14 protein-coding genes are annotated in these 16865 nt (G+C 65.3%); 1 reads left to right on the top strand and 13 read right to left on the bottom strand.

The genetic code is table 11. From position 1 onward, the window contains the following. Positions 1-8: 8 nt before the first annotated feature. From QYQ99_RS18320 to QYQ99_RS18265, 12 genes are all read right to left on the bottom strand, one after another. The gene (locus tag QYQ99_RS18320) at positions 9-995 is read right to left on the bottom strand and encodes a tripartite tricarboxylate transporter substrate binding protein (protein WP_291603079.1); all 987 of its coding nucleotides are present in this window, start codon (positions 993-995) and stop codon (positions 9-11) included. 111 nt (positions 996-1106) lie between these two features. Further along, entirely contained in the window at positions 1107-2039 is a 933-nt protein-coding gene (locus QYQ99_RS18315; protein ID WP_302089451.1) for an electron transfer flavoprotein subunit alpha/FixB family protein, read from the bottom strand. A gap of 152 nt (positions 2040-2191) precedes the next feature. Next, positions 2192-2941 (bottom strand): electron transfer flavoprotein subunit beta/FixA family protein, encoded by a 750-nt coding sequence (locus QYQ99_RS18310; RefSeq protein ID WP_003052181.1) that lies wholly within the window; start codon positions 2939-2941, stop codon positions 2192-2194. 36 nt (positions 2942-2977) lie between these two features. Continuing rightward, complete coding sequence (locus QYQ99_RS18305; protein WP_302089450.1) at positions 2978-3952, bottom strand: NAD(P)H-dependent flavin oxidoreductase; 975 nt, start codon at positions 3950-3952, stop codon at positions 2978-2980. Positions 3953-3959: 7 nt separating this feature from the next. After that, positions 3960-4973: a Bug family tripartite tricarboxylate transporter substrate binding protein gene (locus tag QYQ99_RS18300; protein ID WP_302089449.1), complete on the bottom strand. Its 1014-nt coding sequence runs from the start codon at positions 4971-4973 to the stop codon at positions 3960-3962. A 212-nt stretch (positions 4974-5185) separates the two neighbouring features. After that, positions 5186-6202, bottom strand: coding sequence for a Bug family tripartite tricarboxylate transporter substrate binding protein (locus tag QYQ99_RS18295; RefSeq protein WP_302089448.1), 1017 nt, complete (start codon positions 6200-6202; stop codon positions 5186-5188). Between the two features lie 125 nt (positions 6203-6327). Then, positions 6328-7578 carry a CaiB/BaiF CoA transferase family protein gene (locus tag QYQ99_RS18290; protein WP_302089447.1) on the bottom strand — a complete coding sequence of 417 codons (1251 nt, stop codon included), beginning with the start codon at positions 7576-7578 and terminating at the stop codon, positions 6328-6330. Positions 7579-7617: 39 nt separating this feature from the next. After that, complete coding sequence (locus tag QYQ99_RS18285; RefSeq protein WP_302089446.1) at positions 7618-8409, bottom strand: oxepin-CoA hydrolase, alternative type; 792 nt, start codon at positions 8407-8409, stop codon at positions 7618-7620. Positions 8410-8458: 49 nt separating this feature from the next. After that, positions 8459-9592, bottom strand: a complete 1134-nt coding sequence (locus tag QYQ99_RS18280; protein WP_302089445.1) for an acyl-CoA dehydrogenase family protein — start codon at positions 9590-9592, stop codon at positions 8459-8461. 187 nt (positions 9593-9779) lie between these two features. After that, the gene (locus QYQ99_RS18275; RefSeq protein WP_302089444.1) at positions 9780-10979 is read right to left on the bottom strand and encodes an acyl-CoA dehydrogenase family protein; all 1200 of its coding nucleotides are present in this window, start codon (positions 10977-10979) and stop codon (positions 9780-9782) included. A gap of 141 nt (positions 10980-11120) precedes the next feature. Then, positions 11121-12317, bottom strand: a complete 1197-nt coding sequence (locus tag QYQ99_RS18270; RefSeq protein WP_302089443.1) for an acetyl-CoA C-acyltransferase — start codon at positions 12315-12317, stop codon at positions 11121-11123. 267 nt (positions 12318-12584) lie between these two features. Next, positions 12585-14702: a 3-hydroxyacyl-CoA dehydrogenase NAD-binding domain-containing protein gene (locus tag QYQ99_RS18265; protein ID WP_302089442.1), complete on the bottom strand. Its 2118-nt coding sequence runs from the start codon at positions 14700-14702 to the stop codon at positions 12585-12587. Between the two features lie 112 nt (positions 14703-14814). Between QYQ99_RS18265 and QYQ99_RS18260 the strand changes: the two genes are divergently transcribed. Next, on the top strand, positions 14815-15732 hold the full coding sequence (locus QYQ99_RS18260) for a LysR family transcriptional regulator (protein ID WP_291603281.1): 918 nt from the start codon (positions 14815-14817) through the stop codon (positions 15730-15732). Positions 15733-15824: 92 nt separating this feature from the next. On the opposite strand, the gene QYQ99_RS18255 is transcribed toward QYQ99_RS18260, so the two are convergent. Further along, positions 15825-16865 (bottom strand): AraC family transcriptional regulator, encoded by a 1041-nt coding sequence (locus QYQ99_RS18255; RefSeq protein ID WP_302089441.1) that lies wholly within the window; start codon positions 16863-16865, stop codon positions 15825-15827.

Raw genomic sequence — 16865 nt, 5'->3', positions numbered from 1 at the left:
ACGGTGGCTTATTTGGCAGCCAGACCCAGGCGGTCTATCAATATCTTGTCCTTGGCAAACGCATCCCGGGCCCATTGTGCATAGTCGGCGCCCGAGCGGTACCAGGCGTCCTGGTTGAGCTGCCTGAGCACCTCGACATGGCGCGGATCGTCCATGGCCTTCTTGAAAGCATCGTGCAGCTTGCGCACCACGGCCGGGTCCATGCCCTTGGGGCCGGCCAGACCGTAGGGCGAAGTGGAGACCACGCCATAGCCCAGCTCCTTGGCCGTGGGCACGTCCGGCCAGCGCTGGGTGCGCTTTTCACCGAAGGTCATGAGCAGGCGCATCTGACCGCCATTCACATAGGTGTCCCAGCCCGAAGCATCGCTTTGCGCGGCCACATGACCGCCCAGCAGGGCCTGCTGCAGGTCGGCGTTGCCCTTGAAAGGCACATGATTGAGAGTGACCTTGGCGTTCTCGGCCAGCTCCTCCATCAGCAGATGCGGCGAGGAACCGATGCCGGTGGAGCCGTATTCGATCTTGCCGGGGCTCTTGCGTGCGGCGGCGATGTACTCGTTGAAGCTCTTGTAGGGAGAGTCCGAGCGCACCGTGAAACCGAAGGTATAGCCCGAGACGCCGATGATGTAGGTAAAGTCCGTGATCGGGTTCCAGGCGGTCTTTTGCATATGCGCCATGCGCAGCATGGACATGGGGAACTGGGTGATGGTGTAGCCGTCGGGCTTGGCGGTGCGCGCCATGGCGCCAGGGCCCAGCGTGCCGCCCGCGCCGGGCTTGTTCTCGACGATGATGGGCTGGCCCAGCTGCTTGCCCGCAATATCGGCCAGCGTGCGCATATGGCGATCTGTGGGGCCGCCGGCCGGGAACGGCACGATCAGCGTGATCGGCCGCGCAGGATAGTCGCCGGACTGTGCCCAGGCTGATGCGCCGGTGCCAGCGGCAGTCACAAAGGCGGCCGTGGCAAGTACCAGGCTGCGGCGGTCAAGGGAAATCTGCATGTCTTGTCTCCTGAATCTCTGAACCTGGTGGGGCCGGGGCACATACCTTGTGTGCCGCTCTGGCCAGGGCCCGGACACCGTGGTCCGGGCCGCGCATTGCGATGGCAACGCTTAGCTCGTCTTCACCAGCTCCGGCACTGCCTGGAACAGATCGGCTTCCAGACCGTAATCGGCCACCGAGAAGATCGGTGCCTCCGGGTCCTTGTTGATCGCCACGATCACCTTCGAGTCCTTCATGCCCGCCAGATGCTGGATCGCACCCGAGATGCCGCAGGCAATGTACAGCTGGGGCGCCACGATCTTGCCCGTCTGGCCCACCTGCAGGTCGTTGGGCGCATAGCCCGCGTCCACCGCAGCGCGCGACGCGCCGATGGCGGCTCCCAGCTTGTCGGCCAGCGGCGACATGACTTCCTGGAACTTCTCGGCCGAGCCCAGCGCGCGACCGCCGGAAACGATGATCTTGGCGGCCGTCAGCTCGGGACGCTCGCTCTTGGTCACTTCACGGCCCACAAAGGCGCTCTTGCCGTTGTCGGCCACGGCTGCCGCCGTTTCCACCGCCGCCGAGCCGCCAGTGGCAGCTGCTGCGTCAAAGCCCGTGGTACGCACGGTGATGACCTTGACGGCATCGGCGGACTGCACGGTAGCAATGGCGTTGCCCGCGTAGATGGGACGCTCGAAGGTGTCGGCCGAGTCGACCTTGGTGATGTCGCTGATCTGGGCCACGTCCAGCTTGGCGGCCACGCGGGGTGCCACGTTCTTGCCCGAGGCGGTCGAGGGGAACAGGATGTGGCTGTAGTTGCCCGCAATGCTCAGCACCTGGGCGGCGACGTTCTCGGCCAGGCCGTCCTTGAGGCTGGCGCCGTCGGCATGGATGACCTTGGAGACTCCGGCGATCTGGGCGGCAGCGGCTGCTGCAGCGGCTGCACCTTCGCCAACGACCAGCACATGCACATCACCGCCGCAGGCCTTGGCAGCCGTCACGGTGTTCAGGGTCGCGGTCTTGATCGACGCGTTGTCGTGTTCTGCAATAACGAGAGAGGTCATTTCAGTCGTCTTTCTCTAGAATTTTTCATGGTGCCTGCATCACCCGCAGTCGGCCAATCTGGCGCGGCTCAAGCGCGGGACACCGAGGAAGGGCCGCCCCGCACCGAGGGGTGTCCCCCTGCGGGGGATGACGCGAAGCGGCTCAGGGGGCCTTAGATGACTTTCGCTTCGTTCTTGAGCTTGTCGACCAGGGCGGCCACATCAGCCACCTTGACGCCGGCGCCGCGCTTGGCAGGCTCGGAGACCTTCACGGTCTTCAGGCGAGGCGTCACGTCCACACCCAGGTCTTCGGGCTTGAAGGTGTCCAGCTGCTTTTTCTTGGCCTTCATGATGTTGGGCAAGGTGACGTAGCGGGGCTCGTTCAGGCGCAGGTCGGTGGTGATGACGGCGGGCGTGGACAGGGCCACGGTTTCCAGGCCGCCGTCGACTTCACGGGTCACATTCACCTTGTCGCCAGCGACTTCGACCTTGGAGGCGAAAGTGGCCTGGGGCAGGTCGGCCAGGGCCGCCAGCATCTGGCCGGTCTGGTTGGCATCGTCGTCGATGGCCTGCTTGCCGCAGATGACCAGACCCGGTTGCTCCTTGTCCACCAGGGCCTTGAGCAGCTTGGCCACGGCCAGGGGCTGCAGCTCGACATCGGTCTCGACCAGGATGCCGCGATCGGCACCGATGGCCATGGCCGTGCGCAGGGTTTCCTGGCACTGGGCCACGCCGCAGGAGACGGCGATGACTTCAGTCACCACGCCTTTTTCCTTCAGGCGCACGGCTTCTTCGACGGCGATTTCGTCAAAGGGGTTCATGCTCATCTTGACGTTGGCGATGTCCACACCCGTGCCGTCCGACTTCACGCGGACCTTGACGTTGTAGTCCACGACACGTTTGACGGGTACAAGGATTTTCATGAGAAAGCTCTTTCCTGGTTTTGAAGAGTGAAAGGCTTAGCGGGCCAGGCCCGCGAGCCGCTCGTTGATCAGTGCATGGGCCTGGTCCATGATGCCGGCGATCAGCTGCGCAACCGTGGGCACGTCGTGGATCAGGCCCGCGACCATGCCGCAGGACCAGACGCCTGCGTCCATGTCGCCGTCGTGCATGATGCGCGGATAGACGCCGGCCACTTCGGGGGCGATGTCGGCAAAGGTGATGGCCGCGCCCAGCTCGCGCTCCTTTTGCAGCAGGCGCTCGGTGGCGGAGTTGATCAGCACGCGCTCGGTGTTGCGCAGCGGGCGCATGACCAGGCGCGTGTCCAGCTCGCTGGCCGCCACGATGGCCTGCTTGACCTTGTCGTGCACGGGCGCTTCCTGGGTGGCAATGAAGCGCGTGCCCATGTTGATGCCTTCGGCACCCAGCGCCAGCGCGGCCACCAGGGAGCGGCCGTCGGCCATGCCGCCCGAGGCGACAAAAGGAATCTTCAGCTCTTCGGCCGCGCGCGGCAGCAGGATGAAGTTGGGGATGTCGTCCTCGCCCGGATGGCCGCCGCATTCGAAGCCGTCCACGCTGATGGCATCGCAGCCGATGGCCTCGGCCTTGAGCGCATGGCGCACCGAGGTGCACTTGTGGATCACCTTGATGCCGGCTTCCTTGAGCGCGGGCAGCCATTTCTGCGGGTTGTTGCCGGCCGTCTCCACCACCTTGACGCCGCCTTCGATGATGGCCTTGACATAGCCCGGGTAGTCGGGCGGGTTGACCGAGGGCAGAAACGTCAGGTTCACGCCAAAGGGCTTGTCCGTCATCTCGCGGCAGCGCGCGATCTCGCGCGCCAGCAGCTCGGGCGTGCGCTGGGTCAGGCCCGTGATCAGCCCCAGGCCGCCCGCGTTGGAGACGGCTGCGGCCAGCTCGGCCAGGCCCACATGGTGCATGCCGCCCTGGATGATGGGGTGCGCTATGCCAAAGAGTTCGGTGATGCGTGTCTTCATGTCGTTGTCACTCCGCTGCAATGCCCTTGTCGCGGATCAGCTGGCCCCAGCGCGTGTAGTCCTGCTGAATGCGCTGACCCAGCTGGGCGGGATTCTGGAAGTTGGCGATGGCGCCCGCGTGAAGCAGCTTGCTCTGGATGTCCTTGTCAGCCAGTATCTGCTGGACTTCCGAGGCGATGCGCTCGACCACGGCCTTGGGCGTTCCCTTGGGCGCGAGCAGGCCGCCCCAGGAGACGGCGTCATAGCCCTTGATGCCTTGTTCGGCGATCGTCTTCGTGTCGGGAAGCATGCTCACGCGCTGGGGCGATCCCACGGCGATGGCGCGCAGCTTGCCGACCTGGATATGGGGCAGCGCAGCCACGAGGTCGGCATACATGATGGGCACCTGGCCGCCGATGGTGTCGGTGATGGCGGGCACGCCGCCCTTGTAGGGCACGTGCTGCATGTCGAAGCCGGCCATCTGCTTGAGCATCTCCATGCTCAGATGGCCGAAGCTGCCGGCACCCGAGCTGGTGTAGTTGAGCGGGGACTTCTGGGCCTTGGCGTGGGCGATCAGGCTCTTGAGGTCGGTGACATCGGGCAGCAGCGCAGGGTTGACCACGATGACGATGGGCAGGTCATAGACCGTGGCCACGGGCGCGAAATCCTTGACGGTGTCATAGCCGGCCTTCTTGTACAGGTGCGGCGCCAGCAGCGTGGGCGTGGCCAGCATCATCAGCGTGTAGCCGTCGGCCGGACTCTTGGCGACCTGCACGGCCGCGATGGAGCCCGATGCGCCGGGGCGGTTTTCCACGACCACGGTCTGCTTGAGACGCTCGCCCAGTTTCTGGCCCACGATGCGCGATGCCGTGTCGGTCGGGCCGCCCGCAGGGAAGGGAACGACCAGGCGCAGCATCTTGGCTGGCCAGTCGGTCTCGGCCAGCGCGCCGCCGGCCATGCCGGCCAGCAGCGGCGCTGCGGCCAGTGCCAGAACGCTGCGCCGCGTAGGGCGTGCCGGGGATGCGGGATTGCGCGTGTGCATGAAGTCTCCTCTCAAAGCTGTCTCAGCAGTCGTCGGTGGCGGCCCGCTACCGCGGGCCGGAAAAATAGGTCATCTCAGTGATCCATGGCGCTGCGCGCCACCCGCAACCTATGAAACTGTCGCGGCGCAAGCGCGGGACACCGAGCAAGAGCCGCCTCGCAGCGAGGGTGTCGTCCCCCTCAAGGGGGAAGGCGCGAAGCGTCTCAGGGGGTTCAATCCAGTTTCGCGCCAGCTTGCTCGACCAGCGCCTTCCAGACCGGCATATCGCGCTGATAGTTGTCGCGAAAGGCCTGGGGGCTGTTCATCATGGGAATGAAGCCGGCGCCCGTGATGCGCTCCAGCACCTTGGGGTCCTTGATGATCTCGCGCAGGTGGCCGTAGAGCTGGTCCACGACCTCCTTGGGCACGCCTGCGGGCGCGCCCATGGCCACCCAGCCGTAGATCGAATAGGCATCGTCGGTGACGCCCTGCTCGAAGATGGTCGGCAGCTTGGGCAGGATTTCCATGCGTTCCTTGCCCGTGACGCCGATGGCCTTGAGGCGGCCCGAGTCGATGAAGGGCTTGGTGTTGAGCGCGCTGGAAAAGCACAGCTGCAACTGGCCGCCGATCAGCTCCTGGATCATGGGAGCCTCGCCCTTGTAGGCCGCATGGTTCATGTCGGCGTCCATGGTCTTGCTCATGTAGGCACCGGCCAGATGCGCGTACGAGCCCACGCCCCAGGAGCCATAGGACAGCTTGCCCTTGTGCGCCTTCACATAGGCCAGCAGCTCCTTCATGTTGTTGGCCGGCACCGAGGGATGGACGACCAGCGTGACGGGCGCCGCCGCGACCTGGGTGATCAGCGCGATGTCCTTTTGCGGGTTGTAGGGCAGCTTGGTGTAGAGGAACTGGTTGATCAGCATCGAGGTGCTGAGCGACAGCAGCAGCGTATGGCCGTCGGGCGCTGCCTTGGCCACGGCCTCGGTGCCGAGGATGCCGGCGGCGCCGGCCTTGTTGTCCACCACCACGGGCTGGCCCAGGCGCTTGGCCAGCACCTCGCCGATGGTGCGCGCCATGATGTCGGTGGCGCCCCCTGCGTTGAAGGGAACGACCACGCGGATGGGCTTGCTGGGCCATGCCGGCTTGCCGGCCTGCGCCAAGGCGCTGCCCGCGCCCGTGGTCAGCAGACTGCCGCCGCCGATGGCGGCCAGCCCTTGAAGAATGTCGCGGCGTGTGACTTGATTGCTCATGGTTTTGTCTCCTGGGTATTGCTGTCTATGGGTGCCGTCTTGGTGCGGCATGCAAACCTGGCGGGGCTGGGGGCCGGGCATCAATGGCCCCCGTGGAATCAGTCGCGTGATCGGTCCTCTTATCCCTATTGCGCGGGGGGCTCGGGCAGGGTCAGCACGCCCTTGGACTGCAGCTGCTGCAACTGCTCGTCGCTCATGCTGAGCAGCCGGTGCAGCACCTCGCGCGTGCCCTCGCCCAGCGTGGGCGGCGCATGGCGGATGGGCAGACGCTGGCCGTCCAGGCGGTAGGGCGGCGCGAACACGGGCGTGGTGCCGGCCACGGGATGGGGCATGTCGCGCAGCAGGCCGCTGCGGCGCGTGCGCTCGCTGGTCAGGGCCTCGTGCAGACCGGCCACGCGGCCGCAGGGAATGCCGGCGGCCGTCAGGCGCTCGAGCAGCAGATCGCGCGGGAAGCTGCCAATCAGCTCCTTAAGCATGGGACTGAGCTCCTGGCGGTTCCTGGCACGGTTGACGTTGGTGGAGAAGCGCTGGTCCTCGACGATGTCGGGACGCAGGATGACCTGGCGGCAGAACTTGTCGAACTGGCTGTTGTTGCCCACGGCAATGATCAGCGGGCCGTCGGCGGCCTCGTACATGCCGTAGGGCACGATGGAGGGGTGGGCGTTGCCGTAGCGCTCGGGGTCGTGGCCCAGCTGCATGGCGTCCAGCCCGTAGTAGCCGGTGACCATGATGCCGCTGTCGTACAGCGCCATCTCGATGAGCCGGCCCTTGCCCGTGCGCTCGCGGCGGAACAAGGCGGCCAGCACGGCCTGGGCCGCATACATGCCAGTCACCAGATCCACCACGGCCACGCCGAATTTGAGCGGCGGCATGCCTGCCTCGCCGTTGAGCGCCATCAGGCCCGCCTCGCCCTGGATCACCAGATCGTAGCCGGGGCGCTTGGCCTCGGGGCCGCTGCTGTCGTAGCCAGCCACGGCGCAATAGATCAGATCGGGCTTGATGGCCTTGAGCTGCTCGTAGCCCAGGCCCAGCTTCTCGGCGCCGCCGGTCTTGAAGTTGTGGATGAGCACATCGAACTGGGGCAGCAGTTCATGGAGGATCTTCACGCCCTCGGGCGTTTGCAGATCCAGCGTGATGGACCGCTTGTTGCGGTTCATGCTGTTGTAGTAGGTGGTCTCGGTCTTGCCGATGCGCATGCCCCAGTCACGCGTGTCGTCGCCGCGGCCCGGGTGCTCGACCTTGACCACCTCGGCACCGAAGTCGGCCAGCACCATGCCGCACAACGGCCCGGCGAAGACGCGGGACAGATCGAGTACCTTCACCCCCTCCAGCGGGAAGTCGATGTCCGGGTTCTGTTCGGTATTGCTGTCGGCCATGAGCCTTGTCTCCTTGAAAATCTTGGTTTTGTCGGGTGCTCAGGCACGCAATCGGGTGAAATCGGCGCTGCGCTTTTCGAGAAAGGCGGCAATGCCTTCACGGGACTCTTCGCTGCCCTGAGAGCGCACCATGTACTGCGCCTCCAGCTCCAGCTGCTGCTCCAGCGTGGTGCGCGGTGCCTGCCGGCACAGGTCCTTGATCAAGGCCATGGCCTGGTCCGGGCCGGTCGCGACCTGGGCGGCCAGCGCTACGGCATCGGCCAGCGCCTGGCCGGGCTCGGCCAGCCGGTTGACGGGACCCAGAGCGTGCATGCGTTCGCCGCTGATGCGCTCGCCAGTCAGGCACAGCTCGGTCAGCACCTGGCGCGAGACGAACTCGGCCAGAAAGGCCATGGCACCGCCGTCGGGCGTCAGCCCCACCTTCACATAGGCCACGGAGAACAGGCTGTCGCGGGCGGCCACCAGCATATCGCAGGCCAGGGCCAGCGACAGGCCAGCGCCCGCCGCTGCGCCTTCGACGGCGGCGATGACGGGTTTGGGGCAGTCGCGCACGGCGCGAATCAGGTCGTGCAGGCCTTCCAGCTTTTCTCGGCGCTGCTCCACGGGCAGTTCGCGGCGCCCGGCCAGTTGGCGCAGATCGCCACCGGCGCAGAAATGACCGCCCTCGCCCGTGAGCACCACCGCGCCCACACTGGAGTCGGCCGCAGCATCTGCCAGCGCGGTCGTGACGGCCGCGTAGAAGGCGGGCGACAGCGCATTGCGCGCAGTCGGGTTGTTGTTGCTCAGCACCAGCACGGCACCTTCGCGGCGGATCAGCAAAGCGTCACTCATTGATGTTCTCTCCATGTCTAGCGAAACCGCAGCCTCCCAGCCTCGGGGCTCAGGCCTGCGTCAAGGCCATGAAACGCGCCAGGTGATGGTCCTCGTCGCCAAACTGGTGGTCGATCATGATCAGTCGCTTGGCGTAATGCGCCAGCGGCAGCTCCCAGGTCATGCCGATGCCGCCATGCATCTGTATGCTTTCCTCGGCCACCAGGGTCCCCACGGAGCCCACGGTGTACTTGGCGGCAGACAGCATCCTCTCGCGCTCGGCGCCCTGGGCATTGTCGATGGCATCGGCCGCATTGATGACGGTGGAGCGCACCTGCTCCACCTCCAGCAGCAGATCGGCCATGCGGTGCTGCAGCGCCTGGAAGCTACCGATGGCCACGCCGAACTGCTTGCGCGTCTGCAGATACTCCAGCGTGTTCTGCTTGGCCACATCCATGGCGCCCAGCGCCTCGGCAGCCAGCGCCAGCAGGGCAAATCCCTGCACATGCTCAAGCACGGCATGACCCTGGCCCTCGGCGCCCAGCAGAGCATCCTCGGCCAGCTGCACATTCTCGAACGTCAGCTCGGCAGCGCGGCCGCCTTCCATGCGGCTATAGCCCCGCTTGGCAATGCCGGCGGCGTTGCCGTCGACCAGGAACAGGCTGATGCCGGCAGCATCGAACATGCTCCCTGCGGTGCGCGCCGACACCAGCAGCAGGCCGGCCTTTTCGCCAAAGGCCACCACGCTCTTGGCGCCGTTGAGCACCCAGCCCGTGGCGCTCCTGGCTGCCGTGGCGGTGACCTTGTTGAGCTCGTAGTGGCTGCCCGGTTCGTCGTGCGCCAGGGCGGCGATCACGCCGCCGGCGATGATCTCCTCCAGCTGGCGCTTTTGCGCATCGCTGCCAGCGGCAATCAGGGCCTGGCCCACGACCAGCGCCCCCAGCAGCGGCTCGGCCACCAGGCCACGGCCCAGTGCCTCGAACACCACGCTGATGTCAAAGCCTGAGCCGCCAAAACCGCCCACCGCTTCGGGGAACAGCGCGCCGATCGCGCCCAGCTCGGCAAATTGCGCATACAGCGCGGGGCTGTGACCTTCTGCGCCATAGGCCAGCAGGTTGCGATGCTCGATGCCGTACTGCTCGGAGACAAAACGATTCAGGCTATCCGCCAGCATGCGGCGGTCTTCGGTGTGTGTGAAGTTCATGACAAATTCTTTCTACCCAACAGGTCATCTATCCAGATCGCTCGGCATCACCGCTTTCGAGGGAGACACCGAGCAAGAGCCGCCTCGCAGCAAGGGTGTCGTCCCCCTTGGGGGCGCCCGGCTAGGGGCGCCCGGCGAGGGGAAGGTGCGGGGCCGCCCAGGCGAAGCGACTCAGGGGGTTACAGATTCACAAGCCCAGAATCATCTTGGAGATGATGTTCTTCTGGATTTCGTTGGAGCCACCGAAGATCGACAGCTTGCGGTAGTTGAAGTAGTTGGCCGAGGCCGTGGCGGCCTCGTCGATGCCGCCGATGGGCGCCTGGTCATAGCCTTCGTACTGTGCCTCGTCGATATAGGGCACGGCATACACGCCCATGGCGCGGCGGATCAGCGACAGGATTTCCTGACGGATCTCGGTGCCGCGGATTTTCAGCATGGAGCTTTCCGCACCGGGCACGCCGCCACCGGCCACGGCGGCGATCACGCGCAGATTGGTGGTCTTCATGTTCTCCAGGTCGATCTCGACGCGCGCCATGCGGGCGGCGAACAGCGGGTCCTGGCTCAAAGGCTGGCCGTTCTTGTGCACCTTGGCGGCGATGACCTTGAGCTTGGCCAGGGCCGAGATGCAGAAACCCACACCCGCAATGCCGGTGCGCTCGTAGGTCAGCAGATACTTGGCATAGGTCCAGCCCCGGTTTTCCTCTCCCACCAGATTCTCGACAGGCACCTTCACATCGGTGAAGAAGACTTCGTTGACTTCCTTGTCGCCGTCCAGCGTGCGGATGGGACGCAGCTCCACGCCGGGGCTGTTCATGTCCACCAGCAAAAAGCTGATGCCGGCCTGGGCCTTGGCCTCGCGGTTGGTGCGCACCAGGCAGAAGATCATATTGGCGTGCTGGCCCTGGGTGGTCCAGGTCTTCTGGCCGTTGACGATGTAGAAGTCTCCATCGCGCACCGCCGTGGTCTTCACCGATGCCAGATCGGAGCCCGCGCCGGGCTCGGAGTAGCCCTGGCACCACCAGTCCTGCCCGCTCAGAATGCGCGGCAGCCAGTACTTCTTTTGCTGCTCGTTGCCGTACTTGATCAGCACAGGCCCCAGCATGTTCACGCCAAAGGGCACGATACGCGGGCCGCCGGCCAGGGCGCATTCGGTGTCGAAGATGAACTTCTCGACTGCTCCCCAGCCCGGACCGCCATGCTCCTGGGGCCAATGATTCGCATACCAGCCGCGCTCGTTGAGGATGGCATGCCACTCGTCCTGATCGGCCTTGCTCAGACGCTGGCCGGCCTTGATCTTGAGCGAAATATGCTTGGGCAGCTTCTCCTTGAGAAAAGTCTGCACCTCGGCGCGAAACGCCTCTTCCTGGGGGGTGAATTGCAAATCCATTGCTATTTCCTGGTAATCCATGGCGCAGCGCACTCCGCCTTGCAAACCGCGCGGCCCACGCCAGAGACAGCGAGCAAGGGCCGCCCCGCAGCGAGGCTGTCGTCCCCCTTTGGGGGAAGGCGCGCAGCGCCTCAGGGGGTCTTAGTAAATCTCGAACAGGCCCGCAGCGCCCATGCCGCCGGCAATGCACATGGTCACCACGCCCCACTTGACCTGGGGGTTGCGGGCCTTGCGGCGCTGGCCTTCAAGCAGGATGTGGCCGGTCAGGCGTGCGCCCGTCATGCCGAAAGGGTGGCCGATGGCAATCGCGCCGCCGTTGACATTCAGGCGCTCGTTGGGAATGCCCAGCTGACGCTGGCAATACAGCGCCTGCGAGGCAAAGGCTTCGTTCAGCTCCCACAGGTCGATATCCTGAACCGTCAGGCCGTGGCGCTTGAGCAGCTTGGGCACGGCAAACACGGGGCCGATGCCCATCTCGTCAGGCTCGCAGCCGGCCACGGCAAAGCCGCGGAAAGCGCCCAGGGGCTTGAGGCCCAGACGCTCTGCCAGCCTGGCCTCCATCACCACGCAGGCGCTGGAGCCGTCAGACAGCTGCGAGGCATTGCCGGCCGTGATGAAGTTGCCCGGGCCCTTCACAGGCTCCAGCTTGGCCAGCCCCTCCAGCGTGGTGCTGGCGCGGTTGCAGTTGTCCTGCGTGGCCACCACCTCGCGGTAGGTGACTTCGCCGGTTTCCTTGTTCTTCTCCATCATGCGTGTGGAGCAGGCGATGATCTCGTCCTTGAACAGATCGGCGGCCTGGGCCGCTGCCGTGCGCTGCTGGCTTTGCAGCGAGAACGCATCCTGGTCTTCACGCGTGATGCCGTAGCGCTTGGCCACCACATCGGCGGTGTCGATCATGGCCATGTACAGCTCGGGCTTGTGCTCCACCAGCCAGGGGTCCATGTCGGTGGGCAGATTGTTGCCGGCCCGGATGCCGGAGATGGTCTCGATACCGCCGGCCAGCATCACGTCCACGCCCTCGGCCACGACGCGGCCTGCCGCGATGGCGATGGACTGCAGACCCGAAGCGCAAAAACGCGTGATGGTGGTGCCGGCGATCGACAGCGGCAGCCCGGCGCGCAACACGGTCTGGCGGCCCAGATTGCGGCCCTGGAAACCGTCGGGGTTGCCGCAGCCCAGAATCAGGTCCTCGATCATTTCGGGATCGACCCCCGAGCGCTCCACCGCCGCCTTGACGGAGAAAGCAGCCAGTTGGGCGGCGGGAGTGACGTTGAACTCGCCACGATGCGACTTTGTCAGCGGTGTGCGGGCGGTGGAAACGATAACGGCTTCACGCATGGTGCTTGTCTCTGTGAATGTTGAAAATTATTTTTGATAGCTACAAGCGCTTTCCATTCCTTGTTTTCATATACTTTTCATACTGAAATCAATACAAATAAAGCGCTAGCAGCTCCTTTTTTTGACTACGCGATCAAAAACCGACACGCCCTATCGGCGGACTGCCGAGCAAGGGCCTAGGCGGCCCCGCCGCCCCGCAGCGAGGGCAGTGTCCCCCTCCCGCGAAGCGAGAGAGGGGGAAGGCGCGGCGACGCGCCTCAGGGGGTGTTACTTATTCAGGCTCTCGAAGTTCTTGCCTTCGGCCACCAGCTTTTGCAGCAGCGGCGCAGGCTTCCAGAACAGCGCGTCTTCCTTGGCAAAGGCTTCGATATCGGCCAGCACCTTGGCCAGGCCCTGCATATCGGCCCACTTCATGGGGCCGCCGCGGTGGCGCGGAAAGCCGTAGCCGGAGATAAAGGTCACGTCCACATCCAGCGGGCGCAGCGCAATGCCCTCGCCCACCACCTTGGCGCCTTCGTTGACCATGGCGGCCATGTAGCGGCGCATGATTTCCTCGGCCGTGAACGGGCGCGGCGTCACGCCCTTCTTGGCGCGCTCGGCGTCCACGATGGCCAGCACCTCGGGGTCGGACTGACCGATGCGCGCACCTTGCGGATAGAGATAAAAGCCCCGGCCCGTCTTCTGGCCGAACCAGCCCTGCTCGCAGATGCGGTCGGCAATCTCCACATAACGGGCCTTGGGGTCGCGCGTGGCAGCGCGGCGCTTGCGCGTGGCCCAGCCGATATCGCCGCCGGCCAGGTCGGTGACCTGGAAGGGCCCCATGGCAAAGCCGAAGCCGCGCACGGCCTCGTCGATCTCGTAGGGGCTGGCACCGTCTTCCATGATGTAGTCGGCGGCCTGCTTGTAGGTGGCCAGAATGCGGTTGCCGATGAAACCGTCGCAGACGCCGGCGCGCACGGGCACCTTCTTCATCTTCTTGGCCAGCTCGAAGGCCGTGGTCACCACATCGGGGGCCACCTTGGCGGGCACGACGATCTCCAGCAGCTTCATGATGTTGGCCGGGCTGAAGAAGTGCAGACCGATCACGTCCTGCGGGCGGCTGGTGACATCGGCAATCGCGTCGATATCCAGATACGAGGTGTTGGTGGCCAGCACGGCACCACTCTTGCAGACGCGGTCCAGCTCCTTGAACACGGCCTTCTTGACCTCCAGGTCTTCAAAGACCGCCTCGATCACCAGGTCCACATCGGCAATGTCGTCATAGCGGGTCGAGGGCGTGTAGCGCGCCATGATGGCGGCCTTGGCTTCCTCGCTCATGCGGCCCTTGGCAATCAGGCCGTTATAGACCTTCTCCACATTGGCCTGGCCGCGTGCGATGGACTCGGCGTCGCGCTCGATCATGGTCACGACCAGGCCGGCATCCAGCGCCGAGACGGTGATGCCCGCGCCCATGGTGCCGCCGCCGATGATGGCGATCTTGCTGAAGGCGCGCGGCTGCGCGGCGCGGGCTTCGGGAATCTTGGCCGTCTCGCGCTCGGCAAAGAAGGCGTGGATCAGGCCGGCGCGCTGCGGGCTGTCGATGCAGGCCAGAAACTGGGCACGCTCGAACTTCAGGCCTTCGGCAAAAGGCAGATCCAGCGCGGCCTGCACGCAGTCGATGATCTTCAGCGGCGAGAACAGGCCGCGCGACTTCTTGGCCGTGTCGGCACGCAGCGCATCGAGCTCCGCCTGGGCGGCAGCCTTGTCGGCCAGACGGCCCGGCGTGGCGCTGACGGGACGCAGTGGCGCGCCCTGCGCCAGCAACTCACGCGCATAGGCCAGGCCCGCAGACACGGGGTCCGTGCCCTCTTCCAGTTGGTCCACCAGACCGGCAGCCAGTCCGGCCTTGGCACCGATCTGCTGGCCGCTGAGCATCAGCTCGGTCGCGGCCTTCACGCCCATCAGGCGCGGTGCACGCTGCGTGCCGCCGGCGCCGGGCACCAGACCCAGCAAGACTTCGGGCAGACCCAGCTTCGCGCCCGGCAGGGCCAGGCGGTAATGCGCCGACATGGCGATCTCCAGGCCGCCGCCCAGCGCCGCGCCGTGGATCACGGCCACCACGGGCTTGCTGCAGGCCTCGATACGGTTGCAGACATCGGGCAGGAAAGGCAGGACCGGGGGCTTGCCGAATTCGCGGATATCGGCACCGGCGATGAAAGCCTTGCCCTCGCCCACGATCACAACGGCCTTGACTGCGGCGCTGGCATCGGCCTGCTCCATGGCCGCCATCAGACCCTGGCGCACGGCAGCGCCCAGTGCATTGACGGGCGGATTGTTGACGCTGACGAGCAGGACGTCACCGTCTTGCCTGAGTTCGACGACAGAGGTGCTGGCTTGGGCGGTCATGCGTGTCTCCTGAATCTCTTTATGGAATGGGCTTTATTCTTACGACGACAATGTTTTCTAACAATCCCATGAATCATTGACAGACTGTCAAAGGAAATTGGACAAACACGCCATGGACTCCCAATCGCTGACCCTGCTGGTCGAAATCATCGATAGCGGCAATCTCAGTCAGGCGGCGCGCAAGCTCAAGATGACGCGCGCCAATGTGAGCTATCACCTGACCCAGCTGGAAAAATCCGTGGGCGTGCAACTGGTCAAGCGCACCACGCGCCGCGTGGAGCCCACGGAGATCGGCATGCGCCTGTACGAGCACGGGCGCAACATCCACAACGAAATGCTGGCCGCACGCGAGGCCATCACGGCGCTGGGCCAGAGCCTGCAGGGGCGCGTTGGCATCAGCGTGCCCAGCGGCTACGGCCAGATCGTGATGAGCGAATGGCTGATCGAGTTCAAGCGCCTGTACCCGGGCATCGTGCTCGACGTGCTGTTCGAGAACCGGGCCGACAATCTGCGCGACGATGTGGACATCATCGTGCGCGTGATCCAGGAGCCGCCCCTGTCCCTGGTGGCGCGCAGCATGGGCACGGTGCGCTACCTGGCCTGTGCCTCACGCGAATATGCGCAGACCCACGGCCTGCCCAGAACCCTGCATGCCCTGCGCGCCAGCCCGCTGATCACCGCCGGGGTCACGGGGCGGCAATTGCGCCTGGCCGCCTATCTGGGCACCGAGCGCCACGAGGTGATGCTGGAGCCCACCATGATCTCCGAGCATTTCCCGTTTCTGCGTGACGGCATCCTGGCCGGCCTGGGCGTGGGCCTGGTGCCCGACTATGTGGTGCAGGACAAGCTGGCCACGGGTGAGGTGCTGAGCACGCTGGACGAGTACCGGCTCAGCATTTTCGGCACCCATATGTATCTCCTGTACCTGCCCAACCGGCACCAGACCAAGGCCGTGCGCACCTGCATCGATTTTCTGCTGGCCAAGGCCCAGCCCGAAGCAACCCGTCTGGCCGCAATGCCCCAGCCCTGACGCAATGCCCCGGCCCTGAGCCGCAACGCACAACGCCAGCGCGCAGGCTGGCGTTGTCATTCGGCAAGAAGTCTTGGAACGTGTTGGCGTTCTCAGGACAGCCTGCGGCTCAGATTCTGCTGTCGCCAGCTGCTGGGGCTTTGCTGAAAATGCTTGCTGAACCAGCGCGTGAAGGAGCTGTTCTCGGCAAAGCCGGCCTGGGCGGCCGCTTCGCTCACCGACAGTTGCGGATTCTGCAGCGCACGCAGCGCGGCCTGGCTGCGCACGGCGTCCAGCGTTTCCTGAAAGCTGGTGTTCTGGGTTTCCAGGTGCCGCTGCAGCGAGCGGGCCGTATAGCCAAGCGCGCCGGCCACATGGGCAATGCTGTGGCGCCCGTGGGGCAGCAGCGACTGCAAGGTGCTGCGCACCTGCTGCTCCAGCGACCTGGCCATGGGCCGCGGCGCGTGGCGCTCCATCAGGCTGCGGGCGTGGCTCTCCATCAGGCTGTCGTGATCGGCATCGACGGCCTCCAGATCCTCGTTGCTCACCACGATGCCATCGAAGTCCGAGCCGAACACGATCTCGCTGCCCAGCACGCGGCGATGGCTCATGGTGCTGCCCGGCGCGCTGTGCGAGAAGTGGATGCCGGCCGGGCTCCAGTGCTTGCCCAGCTGATAGCGGCACAGGCTCATCAGCGCCGTGATACCCAGCTCCACCGGGTGACGCCCCGGACTCTCGCGCTCGGTATCCAGGTTCAGCTGGATGATGGAATAGCGCCCCTGGGTCACCACCTCCGTGCCCACGGTGGTGCTGATCATATGGTCATAGTCCTTGAAGGTCTTGAGCAGGCTTGCGAGGCTGGCCTGGTGCTGCAGCAGCAGGCTGATCGGCCCGAAGTCGGACAGACGCCAATGCGATCCCATGAGCAGGCCCAGCGAAGCCTGCCCGGCCTGCGCCGACGAAGCCTCCAGCAACTGCGCAAACGCCGCTTCGGGAACCATGAGGTCGGGAGAGCTCAGACAGCTGTGATCCAGCCCCACCTGGCGGAACATGCGCAGCGGATCGATGCCGAGCTCATTGGCCACCTTGGCGTATTTGCACAGGCTCACACTTCGGATACGGGGCTTCATCGTGACCAGGAAAACGGTTGACAC

The sequence above is a fragment of the Comamonas testosteroni genome, assembly GCF_030505195.1.
Taxonomy (GTDB): Bacteria; Pseudomonadota; Gammaproteobacteria; order Burkholderiales; family Burkholderiaceae_C; genus Comamonas; species Comamonas testosteroni_G.
This window is presented reverse-complemented; position numbering and strand designations above follow the sequence as displayed.